Raw genomic sequence first — 15,686 nt, forward strand, 5'->3', positions numbered from 1 at the left:
CCGCCCGGAGAGCACCGGCGGCCTGGAGGAGGAGCCTGCGACCGGGATGTAGCGACCGGCATGGTGTTCCTCATTCGTCTCCGCGGCTGCAGCCAGATCCACCTGCCCACGCTGATCAGCCCCGCGCGGGGAACCGCTCGATCAGCAATCGCCTCTGACGGGAGCCCAGCCCCTGGACGCGACGGCCGTCGGGGACGCCGATCTCCTTCATGATCTGCTCGGCCCGGACCCTGCCGATCGAGGGCAGGGCCTCCAGCAGCCGCCGGACAGGGGTCTTGCCGGCCACCGGGTCCTGGAGGGTGAGAAACTCGGGCAGTGAGAGTCGGCCGGACTTGACCGAAGCCAGCAACTCGGCCCGCTGCTGGCGGACAGCGATCGCCTTCTGCAGGGCCTTGGCTCGGTCATCCGCGGACAGAGCGGGCAGTGACATGGTCGATCAGTCCTCTCGTCAAGCCGCTGATGGCGGCCATCATGCCTGCGCGTCCCCCGGCTGAACAGGTGCTTCTCCCCCACCGGGCCCGTTTGCGTTGCTCCACGGGCGGCATGGGCTGGTGGTGAGCCCGGCTTGGCGGCGGGTCAGACCCTGCCGCTTCTCTCGCGGCGCGGGGTGAGGTCACACCGCCAACTGATGGCGCTACCTGGGCCTTTGACGATCGCGGTGGCGGTCGCGCACTCCACCGGTGTGCTGCTGCCTCCCGGCCCTCCGCTGTGGATCACGGTCCGAACCGGCGCCTGCATGACGCGGCGCCACTGGCACCGTGGTGTCACAGTTTCGGGCTGACCTCGCCCAACCCTCGGAGGGCGCCCCGTACGGAGCTGCCCCCGGGGGCCACGGGAGTGTGGGCCTGCTCCATCGACCCCGCCTCAGGGAACGCAGCAGAAGGGTCGCATGCTGCACAACTGCCTGCTGCGTCAGCGGATGCGCCGTCCCTGGACGCCGGCGCCGTGTAGAGAAATCCGCCCGCCTGGCGGGCGCGCCAACCATTCGCTGCCGAACCGGCCCCGGCCCCTGCACCCTTGGGCAGTTAGCTTCCGGCCAGGCCGAAGACGAACGCCGGCAGGAGACGAAAAGGAAGGGGGCCGGTCCGCGGTGCCGGCGTGGGTGGTGGGATCCATGAGAGCCGTTGGCGGACTCCTGCTCATCATCGGGTTCTGCTGCGCACTCATCGGTCCCATGATCGGGGATATCACGGACAATCGTTATCGCGGCGAGGACTGGGAGTCGACAGGTCCAGCGCTGATCGCCGCCGGTGGCGTCCTGGTCATCACGGCCCGCTATGCGATGTGAGCGGGCGAGCAGAGAAACGAAGGAGACGACATCGTGTGGGAGTTCATGGGACGCGTCCGGGATGGTCTTCCCGAACTGGAAGTCCATGCGCACGCGTGGCTGCCCGGCCCTCGGAGCCCGGCCGTCATCTACACCCATCCCCTGACGATCCAGATTCTCGACGAGGACGATGGCCAGCTGCAGGACACCGACGCCCTGCTGACGCGGGCACGGTGCCTGGGCTGGGTCACCACGGACGACTACGCGGGCTGGGCCGTGCCCTGTCCCGGCTGGAGCACCACCCTCATCGGCGACCACTTGCTGGTGCGGTCCCCGGACGGCGCTGCCTGGTACGACGGCACGCTGCCCACCAGCGAATGCTGGCGGCGAGCCGCGCGGGAGACCGGCCGCCTCTACCACTTCACTGCCGAGCACCAGGACCTCGGCGCCGTCGGCCGCGCCATTGCCGCGGGGCAGGCGCTGGCGATTGCCACCTCCCTCGACTGACCGGCCCGCACCACCCCTGACACGGCCGTCTCGATGAGCAGACAGCCCACCGATAGCATTCGCCGGGGAGAGATCCGCGAGGAGAGCCGCGGCGGCCAACTCACCAAGGGGAAACCCCGATGCTTCTGCGTATCCCGGTAGGCCGCGGGCGCAACGTGGAGTTCCGTTCTGGCCGGGACCGGCGCGAACCGGAACCGCTGCGACTGGACGGCCGCGCAGCCGCGTTCATCGCCCGGCTGACCGACGAGCTGCGGACCAGCGTCATCGTGCGGCGTTCTGTGCTGTCCGGCGGCGTGGCGGTGTTCCTGCTGGACCAGGACGGCGCCTTCTCCGCAGCCCCCAGGGACAGCGACGCCGAGGCAGTCAGGGCTCCGCGTTACCAGCCGCCATCATCCCGCCCGATCCCGCCGAACCCATCAACATGTACTTCGAGCCGGTCATCGGAACGAGCGTGGGATACGCCGGCAACGGCGCAGCTCACCTCGATGAGGCAGTCACCTGCCTCACTCAGCACTACACCCCGCGCTGGACCCCACAGCCCCGCTGTGGGTGCGATTTCTCGCCTCGGTGTCACCAGGTTTTCTCATTGCTCTGTCCGTGAAGACGCAGGTCGGAGGGTGGCCGTGGTGACATCCGGCGATGCAGCCGGGTGACAAGAGGTGAGAATGTCCAGCGCGCTGGAGTGAGAACTCGCACGTGCCGCCTCAGGCCACGCCGACGGCAGCGTCCTCCGGGGCACGGGCGACTGGTGGGAGTCGGACAGACGCAGCTATGCATCGTGCGGAGTTGATCGCCCCCCGGAAACGAACCTGCCGAACGGCCTACGCGCTGACTACGGTGATTGCATGCGTATGGGGGAGAGGCTGGGCCGCTGCGGGGCCCACATCGTGGTCACGGTCGTCCTGGCCAGCCAGGCGATCTCCACCGCGCTGCGAGGCCCCCAGCCCGCCGTGGCCGTCTACACAGCGCTGCTCGCCGGAGGTGTCTGGGCCTGGCACGGCCGGCACACGCACGACCGCGGGGTCTCCTCGGGCTACTTCGCGCAGTCACTGACCTGGGACCTCTTTGTCCGCCCCCGCACGCTTCCCGAGAACGACCACGGCGGCCTGTATACGGCGATGGCCGAGCGGATGCGGCAGACCGAGCATCACGTGCGGATCTTCGCCGCCCGGCACGGCCTGGAACGGATCTCCATCGCCCTGCCCAGTGAGCGCGGGGGCTTCGGCGACGCCCGCTCCACTCGCCACGGCAAGCGGGGACACCTGTGGCTCGGACAGCGGTGGTTCAGCCCACGCTACACGCGCCATCTGCCCGCGGTCCTGGAGCACGAACTGGCGCACCTGCGCCGCCGCGACACCCGCAAGCGCCTGCTCGCCGAGACATGCGCCGTGTCGGCGACCACCCTCGCCGCAGGCCTGCTGCCCCTTCCCGCCTTCGCGTGGGCCGCCGGTACGTCCTGGCTGGGAATCGGCGCCTTCCGCTGGTGGGGCGAACTCGCCTGCGACGCTCACGCGGTGCGCGCGTGCGGCCGCTCCCCCGTCGCTGACATGTGGAGCGCCGACCTCGCCGAGGAACGCACCACGCCCTTGGCTTTTCGGACCTGGACCACACTACGCGTCTTGCATATGCACCCGCCGCTGCGCCTGCGCCGCTGGTTCGCCCGCCGTGTACCGCTGTCGCTGCCCGCCGCCGACCACCCGCTGACCACGGCACCCGGGTCCGCCCAAGCTGTGCCGGGGCGTTGACCCGTCCGCCCCCGCGGAGTAGTGGTCAACTCTCCCACGCCACTGAGCGCGCCCGGCCGGGACGGCCCTCGTACCGTCCCAGTGCCCGGCGCGGACAGGACGGAGGGGCCGGACGGTCTCGCGCCTTCGATCGCACGTTGCGTGGGACCGCTCCCGGGTGCGCCGTCCGCCCCTTCCCGTTCTGGACCTGATCGCCCGCCCGGATTGATCCGGCACACCAACTGCTGCTCGCCGGGCCCGCCCTTCCGCCAGAGGAAGAGTCCGGCGATCGTGCGGGTCCCCCTCTGCGCAGCCGTCCTGCAGCGCTGGCGGTAGGGTGACTCGAAGGGGTTGGACTATGGCCGTTCGGCGGCATCCCGGCCTTGCGCGCCGCTACGCTCGGCAGGCGCGGCAGAACTCGTTGGCCGCGCGGTGGGGCACAGAGAGGCGCAGTACGTGGTATCCGTTCCGCCGATCACGAAGACGCCCTTGTGTTGTACGACGTGCGTTCAGACGGCCCGGGTACCGCAGTGGGTCCTGACCAGCTCGGCGAGATGCGCAGCGGCATCGGCGTAGCCAAGCCGCTCCAACTCCCACACGGTCCAAGCGAGTCGGCTATCCCGGTTCTCGGCCTTGCCTGCGTAGATCATGTGAGCGACACGGTCGATGACGTCGCCGACGTGGACGGGCGAGCCGTCGGCGGAAAACGTCAGCATTGACGCGAGGGAGTAGGCAGTCACCTCGGTAGTATGCGGGTTGACGTCGCCGGGGCCGTTCTCCTGGTGCAGCCGCCAGACGGCGCGCAGTGCGGCTTCGCGCAGCGACGCCAGCAGCGCGGCCTTAGCGTTCTTCCTCCGGTTGAACATCGGGTTCCTTCCCCTTGGGGGTGTGACAATCTCAGCGGTCGACGACGTCCGCGCCGATGTTCTCGGCGTGCCAGACGGCCAGGTTCTCGGCCTCCTGCTCGTCCAGCGGCACTGGTGCCGGGAGGCCGGTGACCTCGGCGTGCTCCAGGTGGTGCACGCTCTCCTCGTGGGGGTTGCTCATCCTGCTGTCTCCTTCACGGCGTTGGCGGCGAGGAAGGTGCCGGCCTCGGCGGCAGCCGCCGCGCTGGTGGACGCCAACGGCACCAGCGCCGAGTCCGACGACGACGCAGGACAAGACGCGGCCAGTGCCTCCGGCGGTCTCAATCTCGAAAGCGCCACCGCTGCCAGTCGTCGGTGCCGAAGATTTCCCACCGCCCGTACCGGGACGGTCCACCGTGGCCGGACGGATCACCGGTCGGGTGCGGTCAGGGGGCTGCTGTGCGCGTCCTGCAACCGGCTGGAAACCGACTACTTCCGGCGCCTGCGGATGTGCGTGAACCCGCCGCCGCACTGCTTCGAGGACTACTGGAGGTTTCCCCCGGCTTTGCGGTTCCGGTGGATCATGAGCAGCCCGGACTCCTTCCGGCACAAGGTCAAGCACATATGACCTGTTGGACCTAACAGGCCCAGCGGGTGTCTCAAGCCTTACCCTCCATCCCCGGGGCCGCCGCCGTCTCTGTGCAGCGGTTCAGTCGCCCGGGTGAGGTCTTCGAGCTTCTCGGACAGTGCCGCCGTGTTGCGGACCAGCTGCTCGATCCGCACACGCCGCACGATCGCCTTGGCCATGCTCCGGACATCGACTCCCGAGGGCCCGCCGGGCAAGTGCTCCTCGATGACCCTCTCGACCACCGCCACTAGCCGGTCCGGCTCCTTCTGTGAACCTGCCATCCGCTTCAGCCTTCGCGTTCCGTGAGAATGTCGCTGGCGTTGTTCCTGAGCGCTGCCGCCAGGTCGCGCAGCCCGGCCAGTCCGGCGTACTCATCGCGTGCCCCAGCGTCGGACACGTCGGCCTTGGTCTTCTCCCACAGGCCGTCGATGAACTCGTACAGCTCGTCGCGGGCGTCGTACTGCTCACGGAGGTGTGCGTCGCTCAGGGCTTCCAGCCCGGCTTTGTCGTGGGTGCTGATGTCGTCGCTCAGTTCCTGGGCGGCTTCCTGCAACGACTCGAACTCGACTGCCATGTGGCTCCTCCCCTTGGTGCAAGTGGACGTGGTGCGTTTCATCCTGCCTGTCGGGTAGGACAGGCCGGGTTCGGCCAGCAGACCCTGGCCGGGCGGCGGGCTGCACGCCCCAGTGGGCGGCTGCGTGGTCGATTGCCAGCTCCAGGACCCGCGTTCGTGCGGGGCCGGGGGCGTCGGGGGTTCCTCGTGAGGTTCAGTGCCCGGATCTGCGCCGTCGGGTGGTCCTTCACCCAGTCCCGGCAGCGTGGAGGATGTCGGACTCCTCGTTCCAGGTGAAGGTGATGATCTCGATATGCTTGGTGGTGCTGCGCTTCTCCACCGGGCCGTGGTGGAAGGCGTGGTCTCGGTCGCTGGGTATCCGTACGACCCGCTGGTCGTCGTCGCTGGTCATGGTGATCAGTCTCCCCGGGGTGCGCGGAGCGTGTCGCGCCGCAGCCCTGACCTGCGGCGGCATCCGCCCGCACGACCCCCTGGAGGCGCGTTGCAGGCTCTTGGCTGAGTCCGCGCGATGTCACTGGTCACCGGTAGCGTGACCGCCGTGATGGTAGGCACCGAAGACACCCGGCTGGTCGTGCTGCGCGGTAACAGCGCCTCGGGTAAGTCCTCCGTCGCAGCCGGCCTCCGCGAGAAGTTCGGCCGCGGCCTGGCCCTGGTAGGCCAGGACAACCTCCGCCGCATCGTCCTGCGCGAACGCGACCGGCCCGGCGCCGCAAACATCGGCCTGATCGACACCGTGGCCCGCTATGCCCTGGACGCCGGATTCCACGTCGTCGTCGAAGGCATCCTCGGCGCCGACCGCTACGGCGAGATGCTCGCCCAGCTGCGCGCCGACCACCGCGGCCCAACCTACGGCTACTACCTGGACGTGCCGTTCGAGCAGACCCTCGCCCGCCACGCCACGAAGCCGCAGGCGAGCGAGTACGGCGAAGCCGAGATGCGCGCCTGGTACCGGCCCCTCGATCTGCTGCCCAGCGGACTCGAAACTGTCATCGGTGCGGACAGCTCCCTGCACGAGACCGTCGACCGCATCATGCTCGACACCGGCCTGGCCCATCTGCCCGCGCTTGAGCACTGACGGGCAGGAGGCCGAGGGCGGTTACATGCCGAAGTGGGTCTCGGCACGCATGACGAGAATCTCGGCCAGTTCGTCGACGTCGATGGTGACGATTCCTCGCGGTTCGCTGCGAAGGACAGCTGTCAGCGAGAAGTCATCGAGCCGTGACGACTGAGTCAACAAGCTCGGTCACTTCACGGCCGAGTAGTTGACCAAAGAGTCTGCCTCCTCGCCGAACACCCGCGCGCACACGGACGACAACGTCATTGAGAAGTCCCTGTACAGACGCTTCCCGCGTAGCTCCTGGTACCGCGCAGCGCAGCCGAGCCCCGCTCAAGCGGGCCCGTCGACGATCAGTGGTCTGGTGGGCGAGTCCAGCCACGGGGTTGCGCGCCCGTCGGGGCGTACGGTCATGCCGTAGCGGTCGACGGGGGGTCGGCCTGCGTCGTGCCACAGTTTGTACGCTGTGGCGATCTCGTCCCAGAGCCGCCTGGGGCCGTGCTGGGCGACGCGGAAGGTGGTGCTTTGCTGGCCGTCGTAGTCGATGCTGGCCCAGCTGGTGGCCGCGTCGTCGGCCACCCACAGCCGGGTGTGGGCGTGGTCGGTCTCCGTGTCCCAGGAGTACCAGGCGCCGGGAACGGTCAGGCCCAGGTGGAATTGGGCGTTCAAGTCGGTGCCGGCAACTGCCCAGGGAGAAAGGGGCGTGGTGCTGGTGTCGGGCTGCTGGCCGGGGTGCAGAAGGTCGCGGGAAAGCTCGACGTCGACGCGCTGGGTGGTGATGAGCATGTACGAGCCGTATGGCGCGAAGCGGCCGCTGGCGCTCCCGTCTTGGTGTTTGGCGAGGACGAGGGTGCCGTAGCAGCACCAGGCGCTGTCCCAGGGGGTGACGATCACGCCCTCCGGGCGCGTCTGCTCGAGCCACTCGGCAGGGACCGAACGCACCGAGCAGGTGGCCAGGATCCGGTCGTACGGCGCAGCTGCGGGCCATCCCACCGTGCCGTCGGCACACACTACCGTTGGTTCGAACTCGACCCGTTTGAGGTTCTCCCGCGCCTGGACGGCGAGATGGGACTCGACCTCGGCGGTGGTGACGGAGTCCGGACCGAGAACCGAGCAGAGCAGGGCGGCGCTGAAGCCGGTTCCGGTGCCGATCTCCAGCGCACGCTGACCGTAGGACAGTTGGGCGCCCTGGAGCATCCGGATCACGGTACTCGGTGCGGACGCGGACGACGCTGGCACTTCCGTACCGTCGGAGGTGGTGGCGAACTGGGTGACCAAGGAAGCGTCGCTGTAGGCCGCCTGCCACCATCGCCCCGGCTCCTGGGCGCGGTCGCACAACTGGTAGCCGCCGTTGCCGTCGCGGAGCCAGATCTGGTCGGGAAGGAACTGGTCCCGCGGTACGGATCGCAGTGCCTGAGCCCATACCTCCGGCACGGGGTGACCGAGCCGACCGGAGATGCTGGCCAGCAGTCTCCCGATCCCCATCTCCACCGGGCCTGGGTCGGTAGCCACGGCCCTCGCCTACTCCTCCGGCGCCGGAGACGGCGGTGGTGTTGGCTCCGGTTCCGGTGGCGGGATAGGGCGTCCCGGCTGATCCCCATCGTCACCAATTGGACTGCGGTGCTTGGCCATAGCAGTCACGGGGTACCCCCTGCTGGTCGGCATCCGCTGCCAACCGTAGCGGCACGGTGACGCTCAGGACAGAGGGCTCTGGCGGGTGAGCATGGGGTCGGACGCCCACCGAGGTGGCTCGAAACGCCATCAAGGAGGACCCGGGCGCCGGACGTGCCCCGCGTGACGACATGATCGAAGAGTTCGAAGGCCTGGACCGCCACATCCCCCGCCCAGTGCGCCAGACCTGATCACCTGGCGCGACGCGGGACAGCTCACCATCCCGTCCGCTGTGAACTCCCAAGTCGACGGCGAGGTCGGCGTCATGGCCCTGCTGACGCGCCATCGTCCAGGCACTGCGGACCATCGCCCACAGTGCGGGATCGCGGGCCAGGTCCCGATCAGGGCCAAGCGCAGGACGGCGGCCGTACGTGGGGTGAGAACCTCCTCCCAGTCCTCCGTGTCCTCGCTTCAGGGTTCCGCGCCCTTGTAGCGAGCACGTGAGCGCAGGTGTTCATGCACCCGGTTTGCTGCCTTCTCAGGTGCGGCGAGCGCATTGTCGGTGATCAGCTCTGGCCAGGGCAGCCCATGCCGGAGCGAGGTTGCCTCATGGTCGAACTTCGATGAGACTGCTCAACCTGCTTCGCTGCGACAGGTCAACAGGCTCGAAAAGAGATCCCGCCCCATCGGGATGGTCGGCGGGATCTCGTCAACCGCCCCTGAGCTATCTCTAGGACGGCTGCTGGGCTGGGAAGGATTTCTAATGCTGTGTTGCGATGGGAACGTCCATTGCATCCTTGACGGGAGGCGCAGCGTTGGGATGGGCTGATGATTCGTCTTTGTCCGCGTAGTAGTCCGCTGGGGAGGTCGCGTCCATGCCCTCTGGCGCCTTTAGGGCCCGTAGGACAATGGTGACCACCACTGCGACGATCAGGTTGAGGATGAGGGCAGTCAGGCCGATGTAGCCCCTTTCTCCGATGATTGGGATGATCTCGTGTGCGCCACCGAAGTGGGAGCCGCTCTTGCCGGGTACAGGGACGCCGTAGGCTGTGAGCGTTCCGTAGCTCACACCGGTGGCCCAACCAGCTAGCAGGCCCCATCGGTGGAACCAGCGGGTGTACAGGCTGAAGACAACCGCCGGGAAAGTTTGCAGCAGCCAGATCGCCCCGAGCAGCTGCAGGTTCACTGCGAAGTTCTTGCCAAGTGCGAGAACGAAGAACAGTGCGCCGAACTTGATGAGCAGCGAGACGAGTTTCGCGACGCGGGTCTCCTGCGCCGGCGTGGCGTTCTGTTTGAAAAACTCCTTATAGATGTTGCGAGTGAATAGGTTTGCCGCAGCGATTGACATGACTGCGGCGGGCACCAGGGCACTGAGGCCGATTGCCGCGAAGGCGATCCCGGCAAACCATGCGGGGAACATGTTTTCGAACAACTGAGGCACAGCCAGTTGAGGGTTGCCTGCGATGCTCTCGCCCACACCAGCGGCTACCGCCATGAAGCCCAACAGTGCTATGAGACCCAGCAGTAGCGAGTACGCCGGTAGAAGCGCGGCATTCCGGCGGATCACGTTGCGGCTGCCTACAGAGAGCATCCCGGTGATCTGGTGAGGGGACATGCATACGGCCATGGCCGAGCCGAGGGCGAAAGTGGCGTAGGTCCACTGCATTTCGGGACCGATGGTCAGCGATCCGAGCGGCGCACCCGTTGCCGGGCTGGGTTGACTCAGGTGCTTTTCCACCGCGGTGAAGATGACATCAAATCCGCCGAGTTTGTAGGGGATGTAGACGACGGCGACGCCGAAGGCCAGGTAGACCAGGGCGTCCTTGACGAACGCGATGAGCGCTGGAGCCCTCATTCCGGAGGAGTAGGTGTAGGCCGCCAGTACAGCGAAGGCGATCAGCAGCGGGGCATCCTTGACCAGCCAATGGGTGCCCGGGCCGCCCCCGAGGCCCATCACATCCAGGACCATCTGGATTCCGATGATCTGCATGGCGATGAACGGCATGGTGGCCACCAGGCCGGTGATCGCTACGGCCAGGGCCAGCGCTTTCGAGCCGAAGCGGCCGCGGACGAAGTCGGCGCTGGTGACGTAGCCGTGCTTGCTGGTGACGGACCACAGGCGTGGCATGAAGATGAAGACCAGGGGAAAGGCGATCAGGGAGTAGGGCACGGCGTAGAAGCCGATCGCTCCCGCGCCGAAGATCAGGGCAGGGATGGCCACGAATGTATATGCGTTGTACAGCTCACCGCCGAGCACGAACCAGGTGGTCCAAGTGCCGAAGCGACGGCCGGCGAGTCCCCACTCGTCAAGGCGCATCGGATCGGCCGCGCGCCGCCACCGGGCGGCCCGGAAGCCCATGACCGTCACGACGGCGAAGAGAGCGGTGAAGACGATCAACGCGGGGATATTGATGTCCGTCACTGCTCTCTCCCTCTCCCAGACTTGTTTTCCGCTCGTCGAAGCAGCAGGTATGCGACTCCGGTCAGCGCGGCTCCCAGCGGCAGGAGCGCGAGCTGGTACCAGTAGAAGAAGGGAACGCCTCCCAGCGCCGGGGTGGTTCGGGCGTACGAGGGGACCCACAGGGCGGCCAGAATCGGGATCAGGAGGCAGACGGCTGCCCCGGCGCGTGCGGTGGTGAGGGAAGCCTGTCGGCTAGGCGGAGGGTGCTCCCCGCTCGTCGTGGGACTTGATGCCATGCGGTACCCCCTCAGATCATATGAACGCCTGACGGAGATGCACCGTAGGGCATCTCGGTGCACCTGGAGCCTCTTCGGCTTGAGATGCTCTGAAGACGCGACCAATCTTTTGACAGGTTTCGGACAAAAACGGCCGTTGAAGGGGAGGCGCCGGGCGGACAGCCTGCCCCCGCGTCCTCGCGTGGCACGCCGTCGCCGCTGTCCACGCCCAGCCTGATTCGGCCCCGGCTGCATCTGGGCAGAGCAGAGCTCGACGCTCTCGACCGCTGAGTTGAGTTCCGCGCCTCCGCCCCGCCGCCACACCCGGAGGACTTCCGTCACAGCGCTCGCATGCTGGAGACAGATGTCCTCACAGGCGTGGCAGTGGGACAGCGGGATCCTCACCAGGAGACGGAGTCTCAGGATCTCGGCGGCTGGCGTCAGGTTGCAGAGTCCTGGCGACACCACGTCAGCCGGGCTGCGGCGGCCCGGAAGCCCGGCCCGAAGCCCACAAGCAACCCGACATCACCAACCGGCGGAGCGTGGTCAAATGTCTTCGCAAGGACATCGAGGATCGATACGCCACCGAGGTTGCCGTGCTGTGCGAGGCTCTGTTGGGACAGGGCTCCTAGATCCTCGGCACCTCCCAGTCCCTTGACTGCACTCTCGATGATCTTCGTGCTTCCTGGATGAATGACGGCGAACTGAGGCTCCCACGGGTCGTCGGTGGCCATCCAAGCGCGTAGTTCGGGCATCACGTCATCGACCGACTGCGGGGCCCGACTGGTGCTGTCGAAGTGGTATCCGTCGTCCTCGATCCGCCGCCGGTAGCGATCCATGCTGTCGCGGAGCAGGTAGTCCCAGGTCGCATCGATGCGCGGTCCGTCCTCGAGTGGCGTCCCCGTCACGAGGCAAGCTGCAGCCGCGTCTCCGAAAAGGCCCTTGTAGATGAGGGATTCGATGCTGGTATCGGAATGCTGGTAGGTGGAGGAGAGAGACTCAGCGCAGACCACGAGGACGCGACGATGGGGCTGGGCTCGGATGACGTCTGCTGCGCGATTGAGCAGTGTGGCGCCGCCGGCGCACCCCAGTTGGCTGGTGGCGTTGAGAGGGATATCCGGTCGCAGACCAAGCGCGTTGGACAAGACCGTGTCCAGGCCGGGTACCGCGTCGCCGGTGGCGTTCGCGGTTAGTACGTAGTCGACATCGCTCGCGCTCAGGCCTGCCCGGTCAAGGGCAGCCTGGGCAGCCTGCTGTGCCAATGCGCTCACATGCAGGAATGCGATGAGGTTCCGCTTGCCGATCGTCTCTGAGGTCGCTACTTGCTCTAACGGCCGGGTGAAGCGGCGCGTCTCCACTCCGATATTGCCCAGGAGCCTCTCCGCGAGAGCAGAGAGCCGGCGGTTGTCGCTGTGCGCGCTCTGGATGTCGTCAATGATCTCACCGGTGGTGATCTCATACTCGGGAAGGATCACGGCGGGGCGGGAGATGAAGGCCATGAGGCTCCTCGATCGCATTCGACTAGACGCCGGAATCGGTGGGAACGGTGGCGGCGGAGCCGGAGATGGGCCTCGGCGCCGAGGGGTGTATTTGAGCAGTCTCGAGGTCGAGGGCCAGGCGCGCAGCCTGTGCGACGAGCTGGACGAGGTTCGGAGGTTGGGGATCAGATTCGAGGTGACGGTATTCCGCGGCAACCAGGAGAAAGAGCCGCTCGGGCAGGTCGAGGTGCGGGTGCCGGCCCTCACCGATCAGCGCGAGGGCCGCTTCGTCGGCGGGAAGACCGTGACGGTGGAGCGTGTGGGCTTGTTCGCGCACGTAGGTGAGGTAGGCCATGTAGTCGCGCAGTTGGTCAGGCCCCATGATCGGACCGTGCCCGGGGACGATGACGTCGGGATCGAGTTCGAGAATGCGGGAGCAGGCGTCCCAGACGCTGGCCAGCGGGCCCGCCCAGTGCACGGGATGGTCGCCGTGGAAGACGATGTCGCCGGCGCACACGGTTTTCCGCTGGGGGAGATGAACAATCAGGTCTCCTGCGGTGTGCGCCGGGCCGACCTCGATGAGCCGCACGTCGAGGGCGCCTACCTTGAGATCCTCGGCGCCGGTGAACGTGCGGTCGGGGCAACGCAGTTGCAGTCCGCTGTAGTCGAACCGGCCGAAGTGCTTCTTCATGTACCAGCCGAGCGGGGAATCCGGGTCGCCGCCGTGGACCAGCTGCTGCATCTGCGCCGGAGTCGGCTCCAGACACGCGTGATCCAGGGCGGACTGGGTGGCGATGACCTCCGCTTGGGGGAGGAACTCATTCCCATAGCAGTGGTCGCCGTTGGCGTGGGTGTTGATGACGGTCGTGATCGATGCGCCGTCAGGTAGCACCTGCTCTGCCGCCGTGAGGAGGCGTCTGGTCAGGGTCTCGGAATACGGCGTGTCGACGAGAGCTGCTGAGCGGTCGGAGGTGACGAGGACACAGTTGGCGAGCCCCCAGGTACCGGACCCGTCAGGTGCCCACACATGAACGCCTTCGGCGACAGGCACCAGTTGCGATGGATAGTCCATGGGCGACCATTCTGACGACCGCTGGCCCCTGCGCGACTGTGAGCGTGGTCACAGTCGTCGTATCTCGGTCGCTGCCCGAGCCGTGCCAGCAGTGCGGACCGGCTCCCGTGCCAGTTCACTAGGCGGGATCCTGTGGCGGGTGGTCAGGGGCGTCCGGTTCAAACAACAAGATCATCCAGCGCATACCGGTACCGCGGAAATCGAGGGGCGTGGAGACACACATCGTGACCCTCCCGTACCCCAGCTGCGCGTGGTACAGGGGGCGCGACTCGGAGGCGCGGGGATGGGTTTGTATGTCCGCCTCCACCCGCCGGTAGATCGGGCCGGCCACGGGGTCTGCCAGCACATCCTCGTGGAGCTGCGCCAAGACCTCGTTGTCATGATGCGCAGCCCATACGGCCCGCAGCTGCGCAAGAACAGGCACGGCCCATGTGTTCTCCCAGTTGGGGAAGTACTTCTTACGCGCTGCCTCGTCAAGCGCCATGAAACGCATGATGTTCTGCGGGACCTCTCCCGGGTCGAACATCGCTCTCCACGGGGCGTTCGAGAGCTTCAGCTCCCAGGCGACGTCGGTCCAGTAGGAGGGATGGGTGATGCCGTCGATGGCGCGTTGCCAAGCCTCAGGGATCGGCGGGGCGACGGGATGCAGGGGGCTGGGCGGTTCGTGGGTGCCAACGGCCAATCTCCACAGTGCCGTCCACCACTGCTCATCTGTGACGTTGAGTGCCCGGGCCACTGCCCGGAGATAGTCCTCGGACGGGTGCTCTATCTGGCCCCGCTCCAGTTTGCCGTAGGTCCCGGAGTCGGGGCGCCCCGTCAGCTCGTCCATGTTGGCCTGTGAGAGGCCCTGCGCGTGGTGCCCCCGGCCAGTCTTCACGGGTAGGCCTTTGTCTGCCGGGTTCACCTTGGCTCGTGCCGCTGCCAGGAGTCGCCCCAGTGCGCGGCGATCTTCCGGCCCACGGCTGTCCATGACGTACATCCCTTTCTGTCACATTTTGGGTCTCGCGTTTACTTGAACGGTGAATTTCAGGTAACCATCTTCCCTGGTTAATGGCTGAATCCGCTATGAAAATCAGTCACCGCCAGGGGCTCGCCGCCTTCGGTGCGCCCGTGGCGGACGGGGAAAGGAGGGATGCTGTGAAGCCGCCAACATGCCCGGTGACGCGGCGTCACTTAAGACGCTTCGCCTTGCCAGGCGACAGCGCGACTGCCCGGAGCGCGCACCTGCGTACACCCGACCCCCTGCGAACTCGCCGGTAACGCTACAAGACTTCGGCAAGTACCGAGCGCTCATTTGTTCGAGGCGGGCAGTCGCCGGGGGTCGCCGTGTTCAACCGGGGAAGAGCGCAGAGCCTGATAAGTCAGCTGTTTGGGGTTGTGTACCGCGCCCGCCAGACGCGGCCGACGCCCCACCGCTCGATCCAAACGTCGCCTCGATCAGCAGCCGACTGCATCGACGCGCCGACCGGCAGTGCATTACAGGGAGATGAGATGAGCCGTTCAGTGTTCATTGTTGGGGGCAGCCGCGGCATCGGCCGCGCGACTGCGACGGCCTTTGCCGAGCAGGGCGATAAGGTCGCGGTCACCTACCGGTCCGGAGAGCCACCCGAGCACACCCTCGCCGTCCGATGCGACATCACCAATGCCGAGCAGGTCGAGCAGAGCTTCAAGGAGGTCGAGGACAAGCACGGGCCGATTCAGGTTCTGGTGGCCAACGCCGGGATCACGCGTGACCAACTACTGATGCGCATGTCCGAAGAGGACTTCACCACGGTCCTCGACACCAACCTCACCGGCACCTTCCGCGTCGTCAAGCGGGCCAACCGCGGCATGCTGCGCGCCAGGAAAGGCCGCGTCATCCTGATCTCCTCGGCCGTGGGCCTACGGGGTGAGGCCGGACAGGCGAACTACGCCGCCTCGAAGTCGGCACTGGTCGGCTTCGCGCGCTCGCTCGCCCGCGAGCTCGGGTCGCGCAACATCACGGTCAACGTGGTCGCTCCTGGACTGACCAAGACCGCCATGTCTGAGGCACTCGGCGAGGAGCGGCTGAAGGCCATGTGCGATCAGATCCCCCTCGGTCGGGCGGCCGAACCAGAGGAGATCGCCGCCGCAGTCCGGTTCCTCGCCTCGGACGAGGCCTCCTATATCACCGGCGCCGTCCTGCCCGTCGACGGCGGCGTCGGCATGGGCCACTAGCAGCGGACCGCGCATGACCAGCCGAGCGGGCCCACTAAGGACACAGCGAACTGC

The 15,686-nt window shown here is 67.1% G+C and carries 19 protein-coding genes; 6 read left to right on the top strand and 13 right to left on the bottom strand.

Annotated features, from left to right (window positions below; all coding sequences use genetic code 11):
- Positions 1–115: 115 nt before the first annotated feature.
- Positions 116–430 (bottom strand): integration host factor, actinobacterial type, encoded by a 315-nt coding sequence (gene mihF / locus ACTWP8_RS21465; protein WP_443323773.1) that lies wholly within the window; start codon positions 428–430, stop codon positions 116–118.
- A gap of 684 nt (positions 431–1,114) precedes the next feature.
- Between mihF and ACTWP8_RS21470 the strand changes: the two genes are divergently transcribed.
- The 3 genes from ACTWP8_RS21470 to ACTWP8_RS21480 all read left to right on the top strand — a co-directional run bounded on the left by ACTWP8_RS21470 (position 1,115) and on the right by ACTWP8_RS21480 (position 3,519).
- The gene (locus ACTWP8_RS21470) at positions 1,115–1,288 is read left to right on the top strand and encodes a hypothetical protein (protein ID WP_443323774.1); all 174 of its coding nucleotides are present in this window, start codon (positions 1,115–1,117) and stop codon (positions 1,286–1,288) included.
- 33 nt (positions 1,289–1,321) lie between these two features.
- Entirely contained in the window at positions 1,322–1,774 is a 453-nt protein-coding gene (locus tag ACTWP8_RS21475; RefSeq protein ID WP_443323775.1) for a hypothetical protein, read from the top strand.
- A gap of 845 nt (positions 1,775–2,619) precedes the next feature.
- The gene (locus ACTWP8_RS21480) at positions 2,620–3,519 is read left to right on the top strand and encodes a hypothetical protein (protein ID WP_443323776.1); all 900 of its coding nucleotides are present in this window, start codon (positions 2,620–2,622) and stop codon (positions 3,517–3,519) included.
- A 488-nt stretch (positions 3,520–4,007) separates the two neighbouring features.
- Here the strand turns inward: ACTWP8_RS21480 and ACTWP8_RS21485 are convergent, their stop codons facing one another.
- Positions 4,008–4,364 (bottom strand): hypothetical protein, encoded by a 357-nt coding sequence (locus ACTWP8_RS21485; RefSeq protein WP_443323777.1) that lies wholly within the window; start codon positions 4,362–4,364, stop codon positions 4,008–4,010.
- A gap of 31 nt (positions 4,365–4,395) precedes the next feature.
- Entirely contained in the window at positions 4,396–4,545 is a 150-nt protein-coding gene (locus ACTWP8_RS21490) for a hypothetical protein (RefSeq protein ID WP_443323778.1), read from the bottom strand.
- Between the two features lie 21 nt (positions 4,546–4,566).
- Between ACTWP8_RS21490 and ACTWP8_RS21495 the strand changes: the two genes are divergently transcribed.
- Positions 4,567–4,971 carry an endonuclease domain-containing protein gene (locus ACTWP8_RS21495; RefSeq protein WP_443323779.1) on the top strand — a complete coding sequence of 135 codons (405 nt, stop codon included), beginning with the start codon at positions 4,567–4,569 and terminating at the stop codon, positions 4,969–4,971.
- A gap of 38 nt (positions 4,972–5,009) precedes the next feature.
- Here the strand turns inward: ACTWP8_RS21495 and ACTWP8_RS21500 are convergent, their stop codons facing one another.
- From ACTWP8_RS21500 to ACTWP8_RS21510, 3 genes are all read right to left on the bottom strand, one after another.
- Positions 5,010–5,252 carry a hypothetical protein gene (locus tag ACTWP8_RS21500; RefSeq protein ID WP_443323780.1) on the bottom strand — a complete coding sequence of 81 codons (243 nt, stop codon included), beginning with the start codon at positions 5,250–5,252 and terminating at the stop codon, positions 5,010–5,012.
- Positions 5,253–5,257: 5 nt separating this feature from the next.
- The gene (locus ACTWP8_RS21505; protein WP_443323781.1) at positions 5,258–5,545 is read right to left on the bottom strand and encodes a hypothetical protein; all 288 of its coding nucleotides are present in this window, start codon (positions 5,543–5,545) and stop codon (positions 5,258–5,260) included.
- Positions 5,546–5,771: 226 nt separating this feature from the next.
- A complete protein-coding gene (locus tag ACTWP8_RS21510; RefSeq protein WP_443323782.1) occupies positions 5,772–5,936 on the bottom strand; it encodes a hypothetical protein in 165 nt (54 codons plus the stop codon).
- A gap of 150 nt (positions 5,937–6,086) precedes the next feature.
- Between ACTWP8_RS21510 and ACTWP8_RS21515 the strand changes: the two genes are divergently transcribed.
- Positions 6,087–6,620 (top strand): AAA family ATPase, encoded by a 534-nt coding sequence (locus ACTWP8_RS21515; RefSeq protein ID WP_443323884.1) that lies wholly within the window; start codon positions 6,087–6,089, stop codon positions 6,618–6,620.
- A 21-nt stretch (positions 6,621–6,641) separates the two neighbouring features.
- Here ACTWP8_RS21515 and ACTWP8_RS21520 read toward each other — a convergent pair whose 3' ends face one another.
- The 7 genes from ACTWP8_RS21520 to ACTWP8_RS21550 form a co-directional block, all read right to left on the bottom strand.
- A complete protein-coding gene (locus tag ACTWP8_RS21520) occupies positions 6,642–6,779 on the bottom strand; it encodes a hypothetical protein (protein ID WP_443323783.1) in 138 nt (45 codons plus the stop codon).
- A gap of 153 nt (positions 6,780–6,932) precedes the next feature.
- Positions 6,933–8,111 (bottom strand): methyltransferase domain-containing protein, encoded by a 1,179-nt coding sequence (locus tag ACTWP8_RS21525; protein ID WP_443323784.1) that lies wholly within the window; start codon positions 8,109–8,111, stop codon positions 6,933–6,935.
- Positions 8,112–8,970: 859 nt separating this feature from the next.
- Positions 8,971–10,632 carry a monocarboxylate uptake permease MctP gene (gene mctP / locus ACTWP8_RS21530; RefSeq protein WP_443323785.1) on the bottom strand — a complete coding sequence of 554 codons (1,662 nt, stop codon included), beginning with the start codon at positions 10,630–10,632 and terminating at the stop codon, positions 8,971–8,973.
- Positions 10,629–11,141 (bottom strand): DUF3311 domain-containing protein, encoded by a 513-nt coding sequence (locus tag ACTWP8_RS21535; protein ID WP_443323885.1) that lies wholly within the window; start codon positions 11,139–11,141, stop codon positions 10,629–10,631. Before ACTWP8_RS21535 ends, mctP begins: the two co-directional genes overlap by 4 nt.
- 185 nt (positions 11,142–11,326) lie before the next feature.
- Positions 11,327–12,385, bottom strand: a complete 1,059-nt coding sequence (locus ACTWP8_RS21540) for a PhlD (protein ID WP_443323786.1) — start codon at positions 12,383–12,385, stop codon at positions 11,327–11,329.
- 22 nt (positions 12,386–12,407) lie between these two features.
- Positions 12,408–13,436 (bottom strand): MBL fold metallo-hydrolase, encoded by a 1,029-nt coding sequence (locus ACTWP8_RS21545; RefSeq protein ID WP_443323787.1) that lies wholly within the window; start codon positions 13,434–13,436, stop codon positions 12,408–12,410.
- Between the two features lie 118 nt (positions 13,437–13,554).
- Complete coding sequence (locus ACTWP8_RS21550) at positions 13,555–14,415, bottom strand: MmyB family transcriptional regulator (protein ID WP_443323789.1); 861 nt, start codon at positions 14,413–14,415, stop codon at positions 13,555–13,557.
- Positions 14,416–14,927: 512 nt separating this feature from the next.
- Between ACTWP8_RS21550 and fabG the strand changes: the two genes are divergently transcribed.
- Complete coding sequence (gene fabG, locus ACTWP8_RS21555; protein ID WP_443323790.1) at positions 14,928–15,632, top strand: 3-oxoacyl-ACP reductase FabG; 705 nt, start codon at positions 14,928–14,930, stop codon at positions 15,630–15,632.
- Positions 15,633–15,686 lie beyond the last annotated feature (54 nt).

It is taken from the genome of Streptomyces sp. 7N604 (assembly GCF_052245475.1).
Taxonomy (GTDB): Bacteria; Actinomycetota; Actinomycetes; order Streptomycetales; family Streptomycetaceae; genus Streptomyces.